This window comes from Amycolatopsis nalaikhensis (assembly GCF_030264295.1).
In the GTDB taxonomy this organism is placed as follows: domain Bacteria; phylum Actinomycetota; class Actinomycetes; order Mycobacteriales; family Pseudonocardiaceae; genus Amycolatopsis; species Amycolatopsis nalaikhensis.
The window spans coordinates 8,988,151-9,007,651 of the sequence record NZ_CP127173.1; the positions used below are offsets into that span (position 1 = coordinate 8,988,151).

Annotated in this window: 16 protein-coding genes; 6 read left to right on the plus strand and 10 right to left on the minus strand. The window is 70.7% G+C overall.

Features of this window, described 5'->3' with window-relative positions; genetic code table 11:
* Nucleotides 1–6: 6 nt before the first annotated feature.
* Nucleotides 7–1,668: a peptide-N4-asparagine amidase gene (locus QP939_RS43670; RefSeq protein ID WP_285452704.1), complete on the minus strand. Its 1,662-nt coding sequence runs from the start codon at nt 1,666–1,668 to the stop codon at nt 7–9.
* Nucleotides 1,669–1,800: 132 nt separating this feature from the next.
* Here QP939_RS43670 and QP939_RS43675 point away from each other — a divergent pair, with 132 nt between their 5' ends.
* Nucleotides 1,801–2,796 (plus strand): LacI family DNA-binding transcriptional regulator, encoded by a 996-nt coding sequence (locus tag QP939_RS43675; RefSeq protein ID WP_285452705.1) that lies wholly within the window; start codon nt 1,801–1,803, stop codon nt 2,794–2,796.
* Nucleotides 2,797–2,805: 9 nt separating this feature from the next.
* Here QP939_RS43675 and QP939_RS43680 read toward each other — a convergent pair whose 3' ends face one another.
* On the minus strand, nt 2,806–3,054 hold the full coding sequence (locus QP939_RS43680) for an ATP synthase subunit c family protein (RefSeq protein ID WP_285452706.1): 249 nt from the start codon (nt 3,052–3,054) through the stop codon (nt 2,806–2,808).
* A 227-nt stretch (nt 3,055–3,281) separates the two neighbouring features.
* Here QP939_RS43680 and QP939_RS43685 point away from each other — a divergent pair, with 227 nt between their 5' ends.
* A complete protein-coding gene (locus QP939_RS43685; RefSeq protein WP_285452707.1) occupies nt 3,282–4,487 on the plus strand; it encodes an MFS transporter in 1,206 nt (401 codons plus the stop codon).
* 47 nt (nt 4,488–4,534) lie between these two features.
* On the opposite strand, the gene QP939_RS43690 is transcribed toward QP939_RS43685, so the two are convergent.
* The 3 genes from QP939_RS43690 to QP939_RS43700 are packed head-to-tail and all read right to left on the minus strand — an operon-like array spanning nt 4,535 to nt 9,656.
* Nucleotides 4,535–5,425, minus strand: a complete 891-nt coding sequence (locus QP939_RS43690) for an ROK family protein (RefSeq protein WP_285452708.1) — start codon at nt 5,423–5,425, stop codon at nt 4,535–4,537.
* A complete protein-coding gene (locus QP939_RS43695; RefSeq protein WP_285452709.1) occupies nt 5,422–8,232 on the minus strand; it encodes a glycosyl hydrolase 2 galactose-binding domain-containing protein in 2,811 nt (936 codons plus the stop codon). The genes QP939_RS43690 and QP939_RS43695 overlap by 4 nt, the downstream gene beginning before the upstream one ends.
* A complete protein-coding gene (locus QP939_RS43700) occupies nt 8,229–9,656 on the minus strand; it encodes an APC family permease (protein ID WP_285452710.1) in 1,428 nt (475 codons plus the stop codon). The genes QP939_RS43695 and QP939_RS43700 overlap by 4 nt, the downstream gene beginning before the upstream one ends.
* A gap of 138 nt (nt 9,657–9,794) precedes the next feature.
* Between QP939_RS43700 and QP939_RS43705 the strand changes: the two genes are divergently transcribed.
* Nucleotides 9,795–10,970 carry an ROK family transcriptional regulator gene (locus tag QP939_RS43705; RefSeq protein ID WP_285459982.1) on the plus strand — a complete coding sequence of 392 codons (1,176 nt, stop codon included), beginning with the start codon at nt 9,795–9,797 and terminating at the stop codon, nt 10,968–10,970.
* 93 nt (nt 10,971–11,063) lie between these two features.
* Here QP939_RS43705 and QP939_RS43710 read toward each other — a convergent pair whose 3' ends face one another.
* Complete coding sequence (locus QP939_RS43710) at nt 11,064–11,294, minus strand: hypothetical protein (protein ID WP_285452711.1); 231 nt, start codon at nt 11,292–11,294, stop codon at nt 11,064–11,066.
* 196 nt (nt 11,295–11,490) lie between these two features.
* On the minus strand, nt 11,491–11,745 hold the full coding sequence (locus QP939_RS43715) for a hypothetical protein (protein WP_285452712.1): 255 nt from the start codon (nt 11,743–11,745) through the stop codon (nt 11,491–11,493).
* Between the two features lie 130 nt (nt 11,746–11,875).
* Here QP939_RS43715 and QP939_RS43720 point away from each other — a divergent pair, with 130 nt between their 5' ends.
* Together QP939_RS43720 and QP939_RS43725 are read left to right on the plus strand one after the other, a co-directional pair.
* Entirely contained in the window at nt 11,876–13,354 is a 1,479-nt protein-coding gene (locus tag QP939_RS43720; protein WP_285452713.1) for an MFS transporter, read from the plus strand.
* A 2-nt stretch (nt 13,355–13,356) separates the two neighbouring features.
* Nucleotides 13,357–13,914 (plus strand): TetR/AcrR family transcriptional regulator, encoded by a 558-nt coding sequence (locus QP939_RS43725; RefSeq protein WP_285452714.1) that lies wholly within the window; start codon nt 13,357–13,359, stop codon nt 13,912–13,914.
* Nucleotides 13,915–13,916: 2 nt separating this feature from the next.
* Here QP939_RS43725 and QP939_RS43730 read toward each other — a convergent pair whose 3' ends face one another.
* Complete coding sequence (locus QP939_RS43730; RefSeq protein WP_285452715.1) at nt 13,917–15,686, minus strand: alpha,alpha-trehalose-phosphate synthase (UDP-forming); 1,770 nt, start codon at nt 15,684–15,686, stop codon at nt 13,917–13,919.
* A 207-nt stretch (nt 15,687–15,893) separates the two neighbouring features.
* Here QP939_RS43730 and QP939_RS43735 point away from each other — a divergent pair, with 207 nt between their 5' ends.
* Nucleotides 15,894–16,583 carry a nucleotidyl cyclase domain-containing protein gene (locus QP939_RS43735; protein WP_285452716.1) on the plus strand — a complete coding sequence of 230 codons (690 nt, stop codon included), beginning with the start codon at nt 15,894–15,896 and terminating at the stop codon, nt 16,581–16,583.
* Here QP939_RS43735 and QP939_RS43740 read toward each other — a convergent pair.
* Complete coding sequence (locus tag QP939_RS43740) at nt 16,561–17,337, minus strand: phosphotransferase (protein WP_285452717.1); 777 nt, start codon at nt 17,335–17,337, stop codon at nt 16,561–16,563. The genes QP939_RS43735 and QP939_RS43740 overlap by 23 nt on opposite strands.
* Nucleotides 17,338–18,254: 917 nt before the next feature.
* Entirely contained in the window at nt 18,255–19,493 is a 1,239-nt protein-coding gene (locus QP939_RS43745; protein ID WP_285452718.1) for a hypothetical protein, read from the minus strand.
* Nucleotides 19,494–19,501: the final 8 nt, after the last annotated feature.

Below are 19,501 nucleotides of genomic sequence, written 5' to 3' on the forward strand. Positions count from 1 at the left end.
CCGGGCTCACCCCCGCGGCGGTAGCTCCCGGTTTTCGGTGATCAGCCCGTGCTCGCTGGCGACGTAGTGGAAGTACGGACGGCCGAGGTCGTCGGCGCCGGTGTAGAGCGTCTTCGACCGGCCGTCGGCTTCGGTGTTGACGCCGTTGGTGCGGGCCAGCACACCGGACGAGCTCAGCCACTCCCGCGACGCGCGCACCGGCCGCCAGCTCCGGCCGTCGCCGGTGAGGTCGCCGAGGACCTTGGTCATCTCCGCCGAGCCCGAGATGCGCAGGTTCTGGTCGTCGGTGATGTTCGCGGTCGCCTGCGTGGTCAGCGGGTAGGACCAGGTGTGCCGGTCCGCCGACCGCACCCGCCCGTCCACAGTGGACACCGAGGACTGCTGGCCGGAGTCGGCCTGGACGACGTGCTGGCTGAAGCCGCCACCGGTGACGTCGTCGGTGTTGCGGTAGTCGCGGGTGCGCTCCACCCGCGTGTACACCCGGCCGGCGGACGTGTCGACGTACCCCGCGGTGACGTCGTGGCGCTTCGCCGTCACCGTGACGTTCACGCCGTCCTCGATGTCCTTCACCGTCGTCCGCCGCTCCGGCGCCGCCGCGACGTCGTGCTGGGTCAGGGCACCGGAAGTCCGCGCCGCGTTTTTGTCGGTGTAGAGCAGTAGCGTCGGGACGACGGTGAACTCGCCGCCGATGTCCGGGAAGGAGAAGGAGATGTCGTGCGCACCGCCGTCCACGAGACGGCTCGCGAACGGCGTGACGTCGTAGGTCTCGGCGTGCAGGCTGAACGTGTCGATCGCGACGATCGGGCGCCACAGCTGCGGCACGATCCCGCCGGAGTAGATGTGCGGGAAGGTGAACGCGCTGCCGGCGGCGGTCCCGTCGATCGCGAAGTTCGCCTCGCGGTAGGGACCCTTGCCGCACAGCCCGGCGGCCGGGTACTTCGCCGCGACCTCGTCCGGGACGTCGTCGAACCACTGCTCGTCGCACGCGTGGCCTTCGAGCGTGACTTCGAGGTAGGCGCGGGTGATGTTGCGCGGCAGGTCCTTCGCGCTGAAGTGCACAGTGGGCGCCGCCGGGGTCGCGTCGGCGTGCCCGAAGCCCGCGACGTGATCGGGGGTCTCGGGTGCCGGGTGCTTCCGGTCCGCCTGGTAGTAGGTGAGCGTCACGGTCTGCGCGTAGACGCCGGTGTAGATCGGCGAGTTGTAGTTCTCGATGCCGCCGTGGAACGGCTGCGGCGTGCGCAGCAGCGCGGTGTAGGGGGTGAGATCCTTGTCGAAGTGGTAGGTGATCGGCCGGGTGCCCTCACCGCTGGGTTCCTCCGTGGTGCCCCACCACACCTCGGTGCCGCCGATCCGCAGGTCGCCGATCCGGTCGTACTGGCGGCCGCTGACGGTCACCGTCTGGTCCATGACGACCTTGGCCCACGGGCCGGGGCACGACGGCGGCGGCGTGAGCGTGCCCTCGTAGAAGCGCGGGGTGCCGTCGGGGGCGTTGGAGCGGAACGCGTCGGCGAGCGTGACCGTGCAGTGCGGGGTGTCGGGCCGGGTCACCGCGGGCGCGGGCGTCACGGGATCGTCGGTGCTGCCTTCGACGATCGGCGCGGCCGCGGCGACGGCCCCGCCGAGCACCCACGCCAGCACGACGGTCAGGACGATCGTGAAGATCCGCACCCGGACTCCTCCCAGTGGCAGGCACACCGGCTCGGAGCCTAGCGGCGCGATCATCCGACGTTCGGCGGGAATTCCCTCCGTGAAACGTTTCATTCCTGTGGTAGGCTCACGCCTTCTCAGCGAGGGGGTGCGGTGGTCGGCATCAAGGACGTCGCGAAGCGGGCCGGTGTCTCCATCGGGACGGTGTCCAATGTGGTCAACCGGCCGCACGTGGTCGCGGCGGCCACCCGCAACCGCGTGCTGTCGGTGATCGAGGAGCTCGGCTACGTCCGCGACGAGTCGGCCCGGCAGCTGCGCGCGGGCCGCAGCCGCGTGCTGGGACTCCTGGTGCTCGACCTCGGCAACCCGTTCTTCGTCGACGTCGCCCGCGGGGCCGAGCAGGCCGCGCACGCCGAGGGCCTCAACATCGTCACGTGCAACAGCGGCCAGCGTTCGGACCTCGAAGCGTCGTACCTGGCCATGTTCGCCGAGCAGCGGGTGCGCGGGGTGCTGCTGAGCCCGGTCGCGACGACCGGCGAGGCCCTGCACGCGTTCCGGCGCAGCGGCACGCCGTACGTGTTCGTGGACCGCAAGGCGCCGGCGTCCGAGGCGAGCTCGGTGTCGGTGGACGACATCGCAGGCGGCGCGCTCGCCGCACGCCACCTGCTGGAGACCGGCCACCACCGGATCGCGTTCGTCAACGGCCCGGCGATCCTCGCCCAGTGCCGCGACCGCGAACAGGGGGTCCGCACGGCACTGGCGGGCTCGGCGGCGGAGCTGACGGTGCTCGAGGCGGTCGGCCTGGACGTCTCGTCGGGCCGCGACGCGGGCGCGCGGCTGCTGGGCACGAGCCCCCGCCCGACGGCGGTGTTCTGCGCGAACGACCTGCTGGCGCTGGGCGTGCTGCAGGCGATGGTGGGCGCCGGGGTGCGCGTCCCGGAGGAGATGGCGATCGTCGGCTACGACGACATCGAGTTCGCCGGCGCGGCGGCGGTGCCGTTGACCTCGGTCCGCCAGCCGGCCCGCCGCCTCGGCCGCACGGCGGCGGAGCTGCTGCTGGCCGAGACGGCGGACACGAAGGCGGAGCACCAGGCCGTGGTGTTCACCCCGGAGCTGGTCGTGCGGGAGTCGACCAGGGTGCGCCGCTGACTCTCCGGCTCACGACTTGGTCGACGCGATGAAATAGATGACGATGCCGATCAGCGCGAGCACTTCGGACAGCACGAACGTCGAATACCCGATGGTCTGCAGCCGTCCCCGCGCTTCCGGCTGCCGGGCCGTGCCGTTGATCACAGCGGCGAAGATGAGGCCGACGCCGATTCCCGGGCCGATCGCGCCGAGCCCGTAACCGATCGCGGCGAGCCCGGGGTTGAGGTTGGCGGTCTGGGCCAGAATCATTTCACTCATGGGAATTCCCCTTCACATCGGTCCACGCGCGTGCTCGCGTGGAGCAGCGGCTTCGTGCGTCAAGAATGGGGAGAGAAACTGGTCGAGATTCCCGGGAACCGATTTGTTCGGCCACGGCAAGGATATCACGGAATGGCGCGAACCGCCCATTTCGCGTACAATGGACACTGGAGTGCATTGGGCGAAATTCGGTTGACACCGCGCGCGTGTTCGGCACGCTGGTGATCATGTCGAGCAGATGGGTGCGGCTGCAGGCCGTCGCGGTGTCCGGTTCGTCCGCCGAAGGCCTGATGCTGGCCGCGCTGCCGCTGCTGGCCGTCTCCATCACGACCGACCCGCGCGAAGTGTCGCTGGTCAACATCGCCGGGCAGGCGCCGTGGCTGCTGCTGTCGCTCTTCGCCGGGGTGCTCATCGACCGCGTGCGGCGGACCACCGTCCTCGCCTGGGCCTACGCCGTGCAGGTCGGGGCCGCCCTGGTGCTCGCCGCCGTCGCGTCGGCCGGGATGCTCAGCCTGCCCGTGCTGCTTGTCGTCGCCTTCATCGTCACCTCCGCGCAGGTGCTCGGCGACGGCGCCAGCGGCGCGCTCCTGCCCGAGATCGTCGAACCGCAGCGGCTCGCGGCCGCCAACGCGCGGCTCACCGTGATCGACCGGGGTGTCGTGCAGTTCGTCGTGCCGCCGCTGACCGGGTTCCTGGTCGCCTTCGCCGCCGGGGCGCCGGCCTGGGTCGCCGCCGCCTGCGCGCTGGCCGCCCTGGTGCTCGCGCGGCGCATCCCGGCCGAGTCGAGGACCATCGCGCGGACCCATCCGCTGCGCGACCTGTCCGCCGGGCTCACGCACCTGGTCCGGACGCCGCTGCTGCGGGCGATCACGCTCAACGTCGCCCTCGGCTCGTTCGCCGCCAGCGCGGGGAACTCGATGTTCGTGCTCTACGCGACGCAGGTGCTGCACGTCGGCTCGGTCGGCTACGGCCTGCTGCTCGCCTGCCTCGCGGTCGGCTGGGTGGCGTCGTCGTTCGTGGTGCAGAAGATCGTCGACCGGCTCGGCTACTCGTGGTCGATGCGGCTCGCGCAGGGCCTCGGCGCGGTGGCGCCGCTGCTGCTGGCCGTGCTGCCGCCGTGGCCGCCGCTGATCGGCGTGGTGCTGGTCTTCCTCACCTCGACGGTGCTGGTCTGGAACGTCTGCTCGCAGTCCAGCCGCCAGCTCTACACGCCGGCGCCGCTGCTCGGCCGGGTGCTGACCAGCCACCGGGCGCTGGCCTGGGGCCTGACCCCGCTGGGCGCGCTCACCGGCGGCCTCGTCGCGGCCCACTGGAGCCTGCGCGGGGTCTGGGTGGTCGTCGCGGCGATCCAGGCGTTCAGCGCGGTCCTCGTGTGGTTCCAGCTCTCCCCCGCCGCGTTCCGCCGCACCGAGCTGGCCACCGCTTCGGCGTGATTCCGGGTGGCGCGCCGGGTCGGGGCACCGGCACGCCACCCGGCCGTCTACTCGCCCAGCGCCAGCGCCACCGCGCCCAGCAGCGCCGCGTCCTGGTCGAACCGCGCCGACACCAGCTCCGGCGGGAACGGCACCGCGTGCGCCAGCCGGTCGGCCAATGCCGGCAGCAGCACGTCCGCCGAGCGGACGAGCCCGCCGCCGACCGCGATGCGCTGCGGGTCCAGGGCGATCGCCAGGTTGGCCACGTGCATCGACAGCTCGTCGAGCGCCGCCGTCACCAGTTCCTTGGCTTCGACGTTCTCCTTGGCCAGTGCGAACAGCTCCCCGGCGGTGACCGGGCGGCCGAGCAGTTCACTCGCCCGGCCGCCCAGCCCACGCCCACCGACGGCTTCCTCGAGCGGCGCCGCTCCGCTCGCGAAACCCTCGGTGTCCTGCGGCGAGAGCAGGTTGTACCCGATCTCGCCGGCAGCTCCGTTGGCGCCGGTCAGCACCCGGCCGCCGACCAGCACCGCCGCCGCGATGCCGGTGCCCAGCGACAGGAACACCGCCGGGTCGGCCCCGGCCAGCGCGCCCCATCGCCATTCCGCCAGCGCCGCCGCCTTCGCGTCCGTGCCGACCGAGATCGGCACGTCCGGGAACTCCGCGGCCACCAGCTCCGCCAGGTGCAGCTGCTCCCAGCCCGGCACGTTCGGCGCGAGCAGGATCTCCTCCGGCAGCACGATCCCCGGGCTGACGACGCCGATCGCGGCGGGCACCGCACCCGTCTCGGCCAGCAGTGCCCGGGCGCCGGCGAGCGCGCGCACCACCACCTGCTCGGCCCCCGCCTGCGCGTCGGTGTCCAGCCGGCTGGTGGCCAGCAGGGTGCCGTCGCGGTCGGCGAGCCCCAGCGCCACCTTCGTGCCGCCGAAGTCGATGCCGAGAATCCGTTCCCCGCTCACGCGCCGCTCCCCCGGACCACGACCCGGCCGGTGGTGAAGCCGTCGACGCTGATCACCGGGGCCGCGCCGCGCAGGTCCGCGGCCCGGTAGGTGACGGTCAGCGTCTGCGACTGGCCCGGCCACAGCGTGATGTCGTTGTCGTCCCAGGTCGCGTTCGCGAGCTGGTTGTCCCCCGGTGCCTCGCGGCCGTCCGGTGTGCCGCGGCGGACGTCGGCCCGCAGGAAGAACGCCGCACCCGGCGTCTTCGCCGTGTTGGTCACGGTCACCGTGGTGACGAGGTCACCGCCGTGCGCGCGCGTCGACGCCACCGCGCTGACCTGCGACTTCGGCAGGTTCTGCAGCGCCTGCAGGTTGCTGTACTGCGAGAGCGTCGCCTGCGGGTTGCCGAGCGTCTTCGCCCAGTCGACGACGTCCTTCTGCGTCGACAGCCAGTAGACGTTGCGGTCGACGACCTTCGCGCCCTGGGAGACCTGCAGCTCGACGAAGTAGACCTGCGCGGGCGCGGGTGCCTTCGTCTCCGCGGGCACCTTCGGCTTGAGGACACCGGTCTTCACGCCCTGCGAAGCGAGCGAGATGCCGGACGCGGTCTGGTCGTCGAGGACCTTGCCCGCGGTGTCGAGGACGCGAGCCCGCACCGAGAGCCCGGACTGCGTCGTGGCGCCGAGGTTGTCGAGCGTCACGGACCCGTTGTCGTAACCGTAGAGCGCGTGCAGCGGCTTGTTCGCCTTCTGCGCGCCGAAGTACGCGCCCGCCTGGTCGCCGTCGTCGTTGTAGAGCGACCACAACAGCGTCGGCCAGCCCTTGTTCAGCTGCCAGTAGACGACGCCGGTCGACGGGTTGGCCTTGTCCGTCGAGTGGTGCAGGAACGCCTCGAACTGCGAGCGGGTGTTCTCGTAGTTCGCGATATTCGCCAGGTCCACATAGGACTTCAGCGAGTTCCACTTCCCGTACCGCTGCCGGATCGACTGGTCCAGTGTGTACAGCGTGCCGAACGCGTAGCCACCGTGGCCCGGCTCGAAGTTCGCGTGGTACTGGTTGTAGGCCGGGTCCTGCCAGAGCTTCGCCTGCTCGGCGGGCGAGAGGAACCGCTTGATCGAGTCGAGCGTCGGCACGGTGTGCCCGGCGCTCTGCTCGCTGGCGAAGCCCCAGGCGCCGCCCGCGTTGGTGCGGGAGGAGTCCTCGGCGTCGAAGTGCGAGCTGTCGTACCAGTAGGCCGGCGGGACCCAGTCGTACGGGCCCTCCTTCTCGCCGGACTGGCCGAGCGTCGGCGTGCTCTTGTACTCCGCCGACGCGATCACCGGTACCTGGAAGTCGGCTTCCTTGAACGCCTTCAGGGTTTCGGACTCCTGGCGCGGCACCGGCTCGTTGTCGCTCCAGCCGTAGTTGAAGACGCTCGGGTGGTTCCGCTCCCCCTGCGCGATCGTGTACGCGGAGTCGTGCATGATCCGGTAGTCGCGGTCGGTCAGCTTCGCGGCGTCCTCGGGCTGCCAGGCGTCACAGCAGAGGAAGCCGCCGATCACCAGCAGCCCGGCGCGGTCGGCCTGGTCGTAGAAGTCCTGCGGCATGTCGTGGCCCTCGAGCCGGACGCCGGTCAGGCCGAGGTTCTTGATCAACGCGAGCTGGTGCGCCGTATCGGCCTTGTCGTAACGCAGGAAGAGGTCCGGTGCGAAGCCGCCGCCGCGGAAGACGAAGTCCTTGCCGTTGATCGTGAACTGCCGCGCGCCTTCGGGCAGCGGTGCGGACTTGCCGACCAGCCGCGAAGTCACCGTGCGGATGCCGAAGGTGCTCTTCGACGACGTCGACAGCACGCCGTGCTGCGAGACCGCGGTGGTCAGCGTGTAGAGCGGCTGACCGCCCATCGAGTACGGCCACCAGACCTGCGGCTTCTCGATCTTCACCGGCGCGAACGCCACGGTCCGCTTGGTGTTCGCCGGGATCGTGACGCGCTGCTTGACGACGATCGGCGCGCCCGACGGCGGGGTGATCGTCGCGGCGACGTCGCCGTTCTGCGGGGTGGCCGTGCTGTTGGTGACGTCCACCTTCACCGTCAGCTTCGAGCTGGACAGGTCGGGGGCGTTGTCCTGCACGACGTGCGCGTTGTCGCCGGTGAGCGCGTCGGAGACCTGCAGCGTCGGCGGGAACTGGATTCCGGTGTTGTTGTCCGGCGGAATCTGGCCCCAGTCGACCTGGTCGAGGGTGTACATCTTCGTCGGGTCGTTGGGGTAGACCTTGATCGCCAAGGTGTTCCGGCCCGGCTTGACCAGCTTCGTGACGTCGAAGGTGTGCCCGGCGAAGGCACCGCTGACGACGTCCTTCGTGGCGACGAGCGCGCCGTTGACCCAGACGTCGCCCTCGCCGACGATGCCCGGGACGGTCAGCTGCGCGTGCTGCCCCGGCCGGATCTCCGGGGTGAAGTCCGTGCGGTACCACCAGGGGTCGGCGAACGGCTGGGTGACGACGGGGCCGAGCTTGTCGACGTACCCGAAGCACTTGCGCATGTTGTCCGAATAGAAGACGTCGGGGCACTTGCCGTTCTGGACGAGGGCGTTGATCTCGGTTCCGGGCGCGCCCGCGTCGTCCGGCTTCACCGGCAGCCAGCCGCGGGTGGCATAGCCGGGCGTCGACACCTTCTCGCCGCCGTCTTTGACGTTCGCGGTGGTCAGTACCTGCCAGCCCTGCGTGCCGATCGTGGTGAGGCCGTGCGGCTTCGTGACGGCCTGCGCGTCCTGCGCGGCGGCGGGCCCGGCGACGCTCAGCACGCCGGGGACGAGGAGCAGCGCGGCGAACGCCGCGAGCTTCTTGGTCATGCCCGAGCCCCTTCCGGGTCGGTGGCGAAGGCTTCTTTGATTTCCTTGGGGCCGAACGGCCAGGTGTGCTCAGCCTTGGCGTAGACGAGGTACGCGAGCGCGCCGACGGCGATCCAGCCCAGCGACAGCCCGATCGAGAGCCAGGTCGCGGAGACGTAGATGTAGACCCAGCCGACCAGCGCGAGCAGCGTCGGGACCGGGTAGAGCCACTGCCGGTAGGGCCGCTTGAGGTTCGGCTGGCGGCGGCGCAGCGTCACGATCGCCGCGACCTGGGCCAGCGACTGGATGATGACGAGCGTCGCGACGGCCGCGTTGATGACGTCGGTCAGGGTGAACAGCGAGCCGATGATCGTGATGGCGCCCATGGTGAGCACGCCCGCGGTCGGGAGGTTCAGCTTCGGGTGCAGCTTGCCGAACATCGGCAGGAACACCTTGTCCCGCGCGGCTTCGAACGGCACGCGCGAGCCGCCGAGCAGGCCGGCGAACACCGAGCCGATGGCCGCGACGACGATGAAGACAGTGACGACCTTCGCCGTCCCGGTGCCCCACGCCTGTTCGAGCACGGTCGAGGCGACCGAGGTCGCGCTCTTCAGCTCCTCCAGCGGGACCGAGCCGAGGACGCCGACCTGCAGCAGGAAGTAGAGGCTCATGATGCCGAGGATCGAGAAGAGGATCGACCGCGGGAGCGTCCGGCCCGGCGTGCGGACCTCGCCGCCGAGGTAGGCGGTCGTGTTGTAGCCGAGGTAGTCGTAGATGGCGATGATCAGGCCGGCGCCGAGGCCGCCCCAGAACGTGCCCTCGCCGGCCGAGCTGAACGCGCCCGGGGTGAAGGCGAACGCCTGCGCGCCGCTGAAGTGCGTGAACGCCGCGACGACCGTGGTCAGCACCGCGATCAGCATGACGACGAACAGGACCGTGGTGAGCTTGCCGATCTGGCCGATCTTGCGGAACAGCGCGGCGACGATGACGAGCGTGATGCCGACGCCGATGATCTTGCCCAGCGGTGTCGTGCCCGCGTCGTCGGTGACGCCGGGGATCAGGTAGCCGAGGTACTGGACGAGGCCGATGATGCCGGTGGACATGATCAGCGGGATGAACAGCACCGCGCTCCACACGAACAGGAACGGCATCAGCCGTCCGGTGCGGTACTGGAACGCCTCGCGCAGGTAGAGGTAGGTGCCGCCGGCGCCGGGCATGGCGGCGCCGAGCTCGGCCCAGATGAGCCCGTCGGCCAGCGCGACGATCGCCCCGATGATCCAGCCGAACATCGCCTGCGGGCCGCCCATGGTGGCGACCATCGCGGGGATCGTGACGAACGGGCCGATACCGCACATCTGCGTCATGTTGATGGCGGTCGCCTGCAGCGGGCCGATCTTGCGTTCAAGGGCCGGGTGCGGCTCCCCTGAACGGGTGGGTGAACTCACGACGTGCCTCCGGCTAGTAGTTAGTAAAGTTTCTTAACATAGAACGACCGGAGCCGGAAGGGTTCCGCGGATAAACTTGCGGCAAGACAGGAGGATCTAGTGGGGCAAAACGGGCCGCAGGTGGGAACCCCGGCGAGCATGCGGGCGCTGAACCAGCGCCTGGTTTTGGACCGGTTACGGCGGCACGGCGAGGCGACGCGGCCTCGGATCGCGGCCGACACGGGGTTGTCGAAACCCACGGTGGGGCAAGCGCTCCTCGACCTGGAGCAGCACGGATTGGTCCGAACCACCGGCCGGAGCCTGACCGGACCGGGCCGCGCGGCGGTCGTCTACCAGGCGGCGCCGGACGCCGGCCACGTCGTCGGCGTCGACATCGGACGGCGCGCGATCCGGATCGCGGTGGCCGACCTCGAAGGCAGCATCGTCGCGCGGCTCGACGAACCCAACCGGTGCCGCTCGGCGAGCGCGCTGGTGCGCACGGTGAGCGAATCCGTCGAACGCGCGGTGGCGTCAGCGAGGTTGCGCCCGCACGAGGTGGTGGCGACGGTGGTCGGCACGCCCGGCATCCCCGACCCGGCGGTGGGGACGGTGCACCGCGCGCCCAACCTGCCGGGCTGGGAGCGGCGGGGGTTGCTGCACGAGCTGGTGTCGGCGCTGGCGGTGGCGGGGTCGGACGTCGTGGTGGAGAACGACGCGAACCTGTGCGCGGTGGGCGAGCACGCACTGGGCGCGGCGCTCGGCGTGGACGTGCTGGTGTGCCTGACGGTCGGCACCGGGATCGGGATGGGCTTGCTGGTGGAGGGCAAGCTGTTCCGCGGCGCCCACGGGGCGGCGGGCGAGATCGCGGACCTGCCGTACGGGCCGTTGCCGTCCGCGGCGGGAGCGCGGCGGCCGGGCCCGGTGGAGGCGGTGGCGGCGGGCCAGGCGGTGGTCGAGGCGGCCCGCGCGTCGGGGTTGACGAAGGCGCGTTCGGCGAAGGACGTGTTCCGCTTGGCGCGCGCGGGCGACGCGCGGGCGTTGCGGGTGGTGGAACAGGAAGCCGAGAAGCTGGCGTACGTGGTGTCGGCGGTGACGGCGGTCCTGGACCCGAGGCTGATCGTGCTGGGCGGCGGGATCGGCGGCAACGCGGACCTGCTGGCCGAGCCGATGCGGCGCGCGTTGGGCTCGATGACACCCGTGGTGCCGGAGATCGTCGCGGGGCAGCTCGGCGAGGACGCGGTGCTGGCGGGAGCGATCGCGACGGCGTTGGGAACGGCCCGCGAGCTGGTCTTCGACCGGCGAGGCTTGCGCCGCGCGGCGGGCGACGTGGGCTGAAGGGGACTTTCAGTGCATCTGATGCGAGGAAAGTCCCCTTCAGCGCATCTGACGCGATGAACGTCCCCTTCAGCCCACGTCCCGACCGCCCGCCTAGTCCGAGGGACCCCGCAGGGTAAGCACCACCCGCAGCACGTACTCGACCGCCGCCGGGAACGTCGCTGCGCGCAGCTCGTCCCGGTCCGCCAGGTTGCGGGCCGCGAACTCCAGCTCGCGCTCCAGCCCGCCGCGGCGGACGACGAGGGCCGCCAGGTCCTCCAGGTCGAGGTCCGGGTGGTCGAGGCGCGTCAGGGCGAACTCGATCATCAGCTCTTCCGCCGTCATGTCCGCACCTCCGCCACCAGTCTAGGCGTCGCGAGGCCCTCCCCGCCGTAACACTCGAGCGCGCGACAGGCCAGCGCCAATGCGGTGACGCGCCCACGAATCCGGACCACCCTGCGCACACCGCGCTGGTCCGTCCGGCGGAGATTCCGGGCGATCGTGTACAGACCGCGAAGACCCGGTAACCCGGACGATCCGGTCAGTCATGATGCAGGACCACCCGGCGGCGATCGGAGGCGGCATGGTCACGCATCGGCAGCGCCCGCGCACCGGCATCCGGCGCCCGCGCCACGCCCAGCCCGCCCCGTGGTGGCCGCCCGTTCTGCTGGCCGCCTCGGTCGCCGCCCTGGTTCCCGGGGACACCGTCGCCGGGCTGCTCACCGGGTCCGGGGTGCTCGTCGTGCTCACCGCCCTCGCCGCCGCGCGACGGGCCGTCGGCCATGCCGCCGTGCACGTCAACCTGATCCTCGCCGAAGAGCTTCGCCCCCGTGCGCCGCGGTCCCGCCGCTCATCGGGGCACCCGCACCGGCATGTGATCAGGTCCACCACCGTTACTGCACCGTCCAGACGGTATAGTAAGGGGCATGACCGCCACTTTGCCGACTGCCCAGCCCGTGCGCCGCCGCTGGGCCGCGCTGGGCGTGCTGGTCGGCGCCGTGCTGCTGCTCGCCGTCGACGGGACCGTCCTCTACCTCGCCGTCCCCTCGCTCACGCGCGAACTCGCCCCCACCGCCACCGAGGTGCTGTGGATCGGCGACGTCTACTCGCTCGCGCTGGCGGGTCTGCTCGTCACGGCCGGGAACCTCGCCGACCGCTTCGGCCGCAAGAAGGTCCTGCTCATCGGGACAGCCGCCTTCGGGCTCGCCTCCGCGCTGGCCGCCTTCTCCCCGACCGCGGGCGTGCTCATCATCGCGCGGCTGCTGCTCGGCGTCGCGGGCGCGACGATCATGCCGTCGACGCTCTCGCTCATCCGCACCCTGTTCACCGACCCGCGCGAGCGCACCCGCGCCATCGCGATCTGGTCGGCCGGCTCCGGCGGCGGCATCGCGCTGGGCCCGCTCGTCGGCGGCGCCCTGCTCGAGCACTACTGGTGGGGCTCGGTGTTCCTGATCAACGTGCCGATCGTCGTCGTCTTCCTCATCGCGGGCGCGTTCCTGCTGCCCGAGTCGCGCGACCCGGCGCCGGGCCGCTTCGACCTGCTCTCGGCCGGGTTGTCGATGGCCGCGATCGTCCCGCTGGTCTACGCGGTCAAGCACGCCGTCGAGGCGGGGATCGACACGCCGGTCGTGGTCGCCGCGCTCGTCGGCGTCGTCTCGGGTGCCGTGTTCGTCCGGCGGCAGCGGCGGGTGGCCGACCCGCTGATCGACGTCACGCTGTTCCGCAACGGCGCGTTCAGCGGCGCCGTCCTCGCCAGCTTCGTCGCCGTGTTCGCGTTGATGGGCCTGCTGTTCTTCTTCTCGCAGTACCTCCAGCTGGTCCGCGGCTTCTCGCCGCTGCGGGCCGGGCTGGCCGAGATGCCCGCGACGCTGGCCTCGATCGTCGTCGTGGCCGCGGTCGGCGTGGTCGTCGGACGGCTCGGGCGCGGCCGGGCCGTCGCGGCCGCCCTCGCCGTGGCCGCGGTGGGGCTGGCGCTGGTCGCGGTCGCCGAACGGGCACCGCAGTACTGGTGGCTCGGCCTGACCCTGGTGCCGGTCGGGCTCGGCGTCGGACTGGCGCTGACGCTCACCGTCGACTCGGTGCTGTCCGCGGTGCCACGGGACAAGGCGGGCTCGGCGTCGGCGATCTCCGAAACGGCGTACGAACTCGGTGCGGCGCTGGGCATCGCGATTCTCGGGTCGGTCGTCACGCTGGTCTACCGCGCCTTCCTGCCCGCCTCGGCACCCGCCGGAGCGCACGACTCCCTGGCGGGGGCGCTGGCCGTACTCGACCCGGCGTCCGACGCCGCCACCGCCGCCCGGGAGGCGTTCACCGGCGCCATGCAGGTGACGTCGCTGGCGGCCGCCGCCGTCACCGCCGTCGCGGCGCTGATCGCCTGGCGTACCATTCCGTCCGGAAAGGACTGACGATGCCTCGCAAAGCCGGGCGCGGCCCGAAAGAAACGCGCCGGGCGCTGCTCGACGCGGCCGGCACGGTGATCCGGACGCGCGGGATCTCGGCGTCGCTCGACGACATCGCCAAGGCGGCCGGGGTGTCGAAAGGCGGGCTGCTGTACCACTTCCCCGCGAAGGACGCCCTGGTGCGCACGCTCGCCCAGGACATCCTGGACACGTTCCGCGCGGAGGTGCACGCGGCCCTCGACCCGGCCGACACCGCACCGGGCGCCTTGACGCGGGCGTACGTCCGCGCGTCCCTCGACACGTCGTACGACGAGGTGGCCGTCCGCGAGAACATCGCCTTGATCGCGCAGCTGATCTCGATCCCCGAGATCGCCGAGCTGGCCCGCGCGGACGCCGAGCGCTGGGACCGCGACCTGCACGCGGACGGCCTCCCGGACCACGTGGTGACCCTGGTCGTCGCGGCCGCCGACGGCGCGAGCACGGCCCCCCTGTGGGGCGTAGGCATCGAAGTCGCGGCGGCGCGGAAGCTCGAACAGCAGCTCCTCGACCTGACGTGGGAACACTGACGTCACACAGGACGAACCGCCCTGTCGAGATCGGCCATCACCGACGTGATCCACGCATGGCTGTCGTGCGCTCGCACGCGAGACCGCATCGCCTTCATCCGCCGGCTCTGTTCGGCCGGTCGCATGGCGATCGCACGCAGGATCGCGTCCTTCAGGTCGTCCGTGTCGTTCGGGTTGACCAGGATGGCCTCCGGCAGCTCCGCCGCCGAGCCGGCGAACTCGCTCAGGACGAGGACACCACGATCGTCGAGGCGGCTCGCGACGTACTCCTTCGCCACCAGGTTCATGCCATCCCTGAACGGCGTCGCGACCATCACGTCGGCGGCGCGGTAGAGGGCCGCCACCTCGTGGAAATCGAGGGCGCTGTTCGTGTAGCGGACAGCGGGGCTCCCCATGCGGCCGTAGCTGCCGTTGAGGTGCCCGGCAAGCCGATCGACCCGTTCGCGCAGGCTCGCGTACCGCGCAACCCGTTCCCGGCTCAAGGTGGCGACCTGGACGAAGACGGGCGGGTTCGCCACCGACCGCATGCCGTCGAGGATTTCGCCGTAGGCCACGAGCCGTTGCTCGATGCCCTTCGTGTAGTCGAGGCGGTCGATCCCCGCGACGAGAACATCGGGGTTCCCGAGCTCGGCCCGGATCTGTTGGGCGCGCCGCCGGGTCCGAGACTGCCCGACCAATCCTTCGATCGCGCCCACGTCGATCGAAACGGGGTAGGCGCGGACGTCGACAGTGCGCCCGCCGACGTCCACGGATCCATCCGACACCGGCAGGCCGAGCACGTCCGCGCACAGTCGGACGAAGTTCTGCACACTCCGTGGACGCTGGAACCCCACGACGTCCGCGCCGAGCAGGCCGCGCAGGACTTCCTCACGGCCCGGCAGCTGAGTGAACAGTTCGGGCGGCGGCAGGGGTATGTGCAGGAAGAACCCGATCCTCAGGTCAGGCCGCCGCTCCCGCACCAGTGCCGGGACCAGCTGCAGCTGATAGTCGTGGATCCAGACCGCCGCCCCGGATGCGGCGACCCGATCCACAGCGTCGGCGTACCGCTCGTTGACCACGCGGTAGGCGTCGCGCCAGGCCCGGCGGAACTCCGGGCGTTCGATCGCGTCGTGGTAGAGAGGCCACAACGTGGAGCTGCACTGACCTTCCTGGTGCCATTCGACCTCACGTCCGGTCAACGCGACGGTCATCAGGGGCGGTCCGCCTGTCTGCTCGAACCCGTTCGCCTCCTCATCTCGCCGCGACCATCCCACCCACACTCCTTGCCGCTGGAGGACGAGATCACGGAACACCTGGTCCAACCCGGCGCTGCAGGTGCTTCGCACCCCGTTCCCAGTGGTGTGGGCATGGACCGGGATCCGGTTGGTCACCAGGACGAAACCGAACCGCCGACCGCCCGGCACCTCGGCGGCCGGTGCGGCCGCGACGGCCTCCTGCGGCCGGTCGTCCGAGAGGACGGAAGCCGGACCGGAGGCGGCCGCGACCTGGTTGCCGGGGATGGCGAGCTCAGCGAGCCGCGCGGCACGCCAGAGCACGTGGAACGCCTCCGGGTTGCCGCCGAGCTGGTCGACGATCAGCTCCAGATGCCCCCACTTGGGCACCTTCGGACCGCGAAACACGTTGTGCACGGTCGTGTAGCTCAGCACACCGCGACCGATCCCGGTGGCGATCTGGCGCACCCCTGGCTCGCCCGCGTCGAGGTGCAGGTCGTGCAGACGATCGAACAGCTCGGTGATCGCCCCGGCGGGTGTCGGCTCACGCTTCAGCGCCACGGCGTCTCCTCGGCCCCCGGCGTTCAACCCTGTCAGAAACGGTCAACTGATCACCAGCGGTTTCGCGGGAACGGAGTATCCGCAGCGTTCAACGGCGTCCACGTTCGTCGAGTCCCGTGGAGTTAGCCGCCTTCCTCGTGGATCCCGGCCCTCGCGCGGCAGATGATCGACGCCTGCAGGTGCCCCTCGATCGAAAGGCGAACTCGCATGGCTGTCAGGCTCGACAACTTCCGGCTCTCGGCCACAGTGCCTCTTCCGGCTCTCCGCCGTCGTCTGCGCCACCCGCGGAGAACGGATCCGCAGCACCGGACGATCGTCGTCATCGACGTGGCCGCGTTCGGTCGGCGGACCGACCTCGCCCAGCTCCACGTCCGCGCCGACCTGGACGGCCTCGTGCGCGAGGCCTGTCGCGGGTCGGGCATTCCCCGGTCCCGGCTCGTCGTCGCGGACCGCGGGGACGGCATGATCGTGTTCATCCCCGCCGACGTCTCGAAGGCGGTGCTGCTCCAGCCGTTCGTCCCGCGGCTGAGGTCGTGCCTGCACGAGCGCAACGGGACAGCGCGGGTGGACCAGCGCATCCGCGTGCGGGTCGCGGTGCACGCAGGCGAAGTGGTTCCCGGCCCGCACGGCTGGATCGGGACGGACCTCAATCTGGCCTGCCGGCTGGTCGACTCGATACCTCTCCGGCAGGAGCTCGTCGACAACCCTCGCGCGGACCTCGTCCTCGCCGTTTCCGACGTGATCCACCAAGCGGTCGTGCGGCACGGACATCGTGGAATCGACGCGAGCGCCTACCGGGAAGTGCCCTTGAACACCAAGGAAGTCGCGACGCGCGCGTGGATCCACACGCCGGTCCGCGAAACTCGCCACGCCGTCACCGCCCTTGTTCCCGCATGAGCTCGTCCGTTCCATCGGGCAAGGCGTCCGCCGCCGCGAGCAGCTGGTCGTGGGCCGCGACCAGGCCTGCCACCCGCTTCGGCGGCGGCATGTCGCGGTTGTAGCTCATCCGCAGCACCTGGCTGCCCAAGGCGAGGTGCCATTCCCAGCGGTTCCGCCGGAAATCGGCATCCCCCCGCAATTTCGGACAGATCTGCCTCAGCTGCGCGGTGAGCCAACCCAGGCCACGCAAGCACGCGGTGGTCGACGGATCCGCGGAAACCGCCCGCAGGTCGGTGGACAGCGTGCCAACAGCGACGGCCAGCTCGCGCCACACCGGAAATCCCTCGAAGAACACCGATTCCGTTCCCGCGTCGATCCCGTACATCAGCAGGTCGACGGCGAGCCGGGCCGGATCGACCGCCCAGTGCGCCTTGCCGAACTCGCTGAAGTCGATCAACGCCGGCGAGGGGTGGCGGCCCGGGTAGACAAGCACGTTCCCGCCGTGGAGATCACCGTGTGCGATGCAGACGCGGCTCCGCTGCGGCAGGTTCCGCTCCTGGACGCCGGGCAGCCGGCCTTCGGTGACGAACGCGCCGACATCGGCGAGCAGGGCCGACGCATCGTGGAGGCGGCCACCGCTGGGATGGGTGAGCAGCGGTGCGAGCTCCTCCATCGCGTGCAGCACGAGGCACTGTTTGTAGTACGGCAGAGCGAACAGCGAGGGTGCGCTTCCGTCCACGTCCTCTTCAGTCGCCTCGTACAACCCGGCCAAGCAGTCGGAAAACAGGAGGTCGAAGAGGTCTTCGACGAGCTCGGTGCCGGCCCGGAGCTGAGCCACCTCCGCAGTGGGACCGCGTCCCGGCCGAGGTGAGCACCCGTCGCGCACCAGCCGTTCACCGGGCCGACCGGGCGCTCCGGCTGCAAGGGGACGACGAACCGCTGGGGGAGCAGCTGACGCGCGTGCAGAGCTCCCCGGGTCTCGCGGAGCAGGTCATCGGCCGCCCGGCTCACCTTGAGCACGTGGTGCACGATCGGCCCGCGCCGCACGCGCGCCGTCGTCGTGCAGACACTCGCACCGGAGGCGCCGGGGACCAGGCACTTGACCTCGACGGTGTCCGCGACGTCGTCGGTGTCCTCCAGCACGAGCCGATGCAGCTGCGTCAGCGTCGCCTCCTTGACGTCGAACAGCAGCGCTTGGACGGCCGGATCTGTCCGGTCGGCGCGAACCCCGACTTCGACGACACTGCCGTTCCCGAGCAGGTGGTTTCGGATCGCTGCCGCCACTGCCCCGGGGCTGCTGCTCGCCGACTCGGTGCTGAACTCACCCCGGCGCAGCACCTTGTGCGCACCCAGCGCCTCAGCCTGGGAGAACAAGTCACGACGGTGTCGGTCCCCGGCGCTGATCACGAAGACGAAAGCCCGGGGAGCCACGGCGACGGCCCGTTCGACCAATTCGAGTCCCCTCGGCTCGTCGTCGTCGAAATCTTCGCGATCGAAGAGCAAGTCGATCACACACAGATCGAACGGCGGCTCGGCCGCGAGCAACCGATGTGCCTCGTTCGGATCACCGACCATCGTCCAGGCGATCGACCAGCCTTTCGCTCCCAGCTGCTGGCTCAGCCGGAGGCTGACGGAGTTCCGGCTCTGTTCGACGTCATCGACCATCAGTCCACGGATGACGTGTTCCATTCAGACTCCTTGCCAGACGGGCAGACCGATTTCGGTCGCGAACGTCCATTCGCCCTCGAGTGGCGTACCTGTGATCGAGCCGCCGAACGGGCGAAGCTTGTCGTCGAGCGTGCGAAGGCCGTGCCCGGGGTGGGTGCTGGGGTCCGTGGCCGTGTTCCGGATGGTCAGCAGGAGTCGCCTGCCCTCGGACAGGCCGTACTCGACGCGCACCCCGGGAGTCGCGGACGGCCGCCGGTGCTGACGGATGTTCGCGATGACGTGCGTCACGACCTCTGCGAGCAGTGGCGCGGGACAGAAGACCTCGGTCTGGTCCCCGATTTCGCGTCGGAGGGTTTTGAACTCCACGCCCGCCCCCTGGACGACCCGGTCGACGCGGGGACCGGGCACCACGGGCGCGGAATCCACGAGCTCGACGAACACCGCGGTCCGGCCTTTGTCGAGGTGCGTCGCCGTGAACATCCGGTGCCACCAGCGGAGCCGGGTCAGGAGTTCCCGGTGCTCCCTTTGCCAGTCCAGATCGTCCGGCGCCCACGTCCGTTCGACCATGTCCTCGAGCCGGTCGTGCACGAGCCGCAGCTCGGAGAAGTCGGCATCAGAGATCCCGGCCAGGAGCAGCCGCTGGTCGTGCCGTCCGACGCGGTCGGACACGTAGTCGCCGGCGATGATGTCGTGTAGGACCGTCATGTTCACCAGCGCACGCTGGCACAGTTGCGTGCTGCACGACTCCCAGTCGGCCAATGCCTCCATGCCGCGCGCCTCGGGCGGTTGCGCGAAGACGAGGTCTTCGACGTAGTCACGCACCCTGAGGAGCGAAGCCTCCATCCGGTGGGCTTGCACGTGCCGGCTGAGGTCCTCCCGCAGGAGCCACCACCCGTGCTGGGGGTTCCGCGGGCGGGGTTTGGCTTTCGCCTCGAGCACCGCGAGCAGTTCTTTGACCACGCCGAACGACTTTCGGACCACAGCCGTTTCCCCCGGGCCCGACAGGTTTTCCAGCCGATCTCGACAGCGAATCAGGGCCAGCCGCATGGCGGCGTGGTCGGCTGGGATGTCTTCCAACGGGCGGCGGAGCAGGCGGTGGCACTCGAGGAAGAGCTGATCGCTCAGCTCCCGCTCGTCGATGGCGACGGCACGGGCGACCAGCTTGGGCAGGAGGTCAACGAAGATCTCGGGTGCGGCGGCGGCCAGCACCATCACGACCTGGGTGCGGAACCACGCGTGGCCGGTTTGGGATCGCCTCAACGCTGACT

Excerpts from the sequence above, each read along its gene's own strand:
- QP939_RS43680 (WP_285452706.1), bottom strand. The coding sequence starts at position 3,054 with ATGAGTGAAATGATTCTGGCCCAGACCGCCAACCTCAACCCCGGGCTC.
- QP939_RS43685 (WP_285452707.1), top strand. The coding sequence starts at position 3,282 with ATGTCGAGCAGATGGGTGCGGCTGCAGGCCGTCGCGGTGTCCGGTTCG.
- QP939_RS43695 (WP_285452709.1), bottom strand. The coding sequence starts at position 8,232 with ATGACCAAGAAGCTCGCGGCGTTCGCCGCGCTGCTCCTCGTCCCCGGC.
- QP939_RS43705 (WP_285459982.1), top strand. The coding sequence starts at position 9,795 with ATGCGGGCGCTGAACCAGCGCCTGGTTTTGGACCGGTTACGGCGGCAC.
- QP939_RS43710 (WP_285452711.1), bottom strand. The coding sequence starts at position 11,294 with ATGACGGCGGAAGAGCTGATGATCGAGTTCGCCCTGACGCGCCTCGAC.
- QP939_RS43720 (WP_285452713.1), top strand. The coding sequence starts at position 11,876 with ATGACCGCCACTTTGCCGACTGCCCAGCCCGTGCGCCGCCGCTGGGCC.
- QP939_RS43725 (WP_285452714.1), top strand. The coding sequence starts at position 13,357 with ATGCCTCGCAAAGCCGGGCGCGGCCCGAAAGAAACGCGCCGGGCGCTG.
- QP939_RS43735 (WP_285452716.1), top strand. The coding sequence starts at position 15,894 with ATGGCTGTCAGGCTCGACAACTTCCGGCTCTCGGCCACAGTGCCTCTT.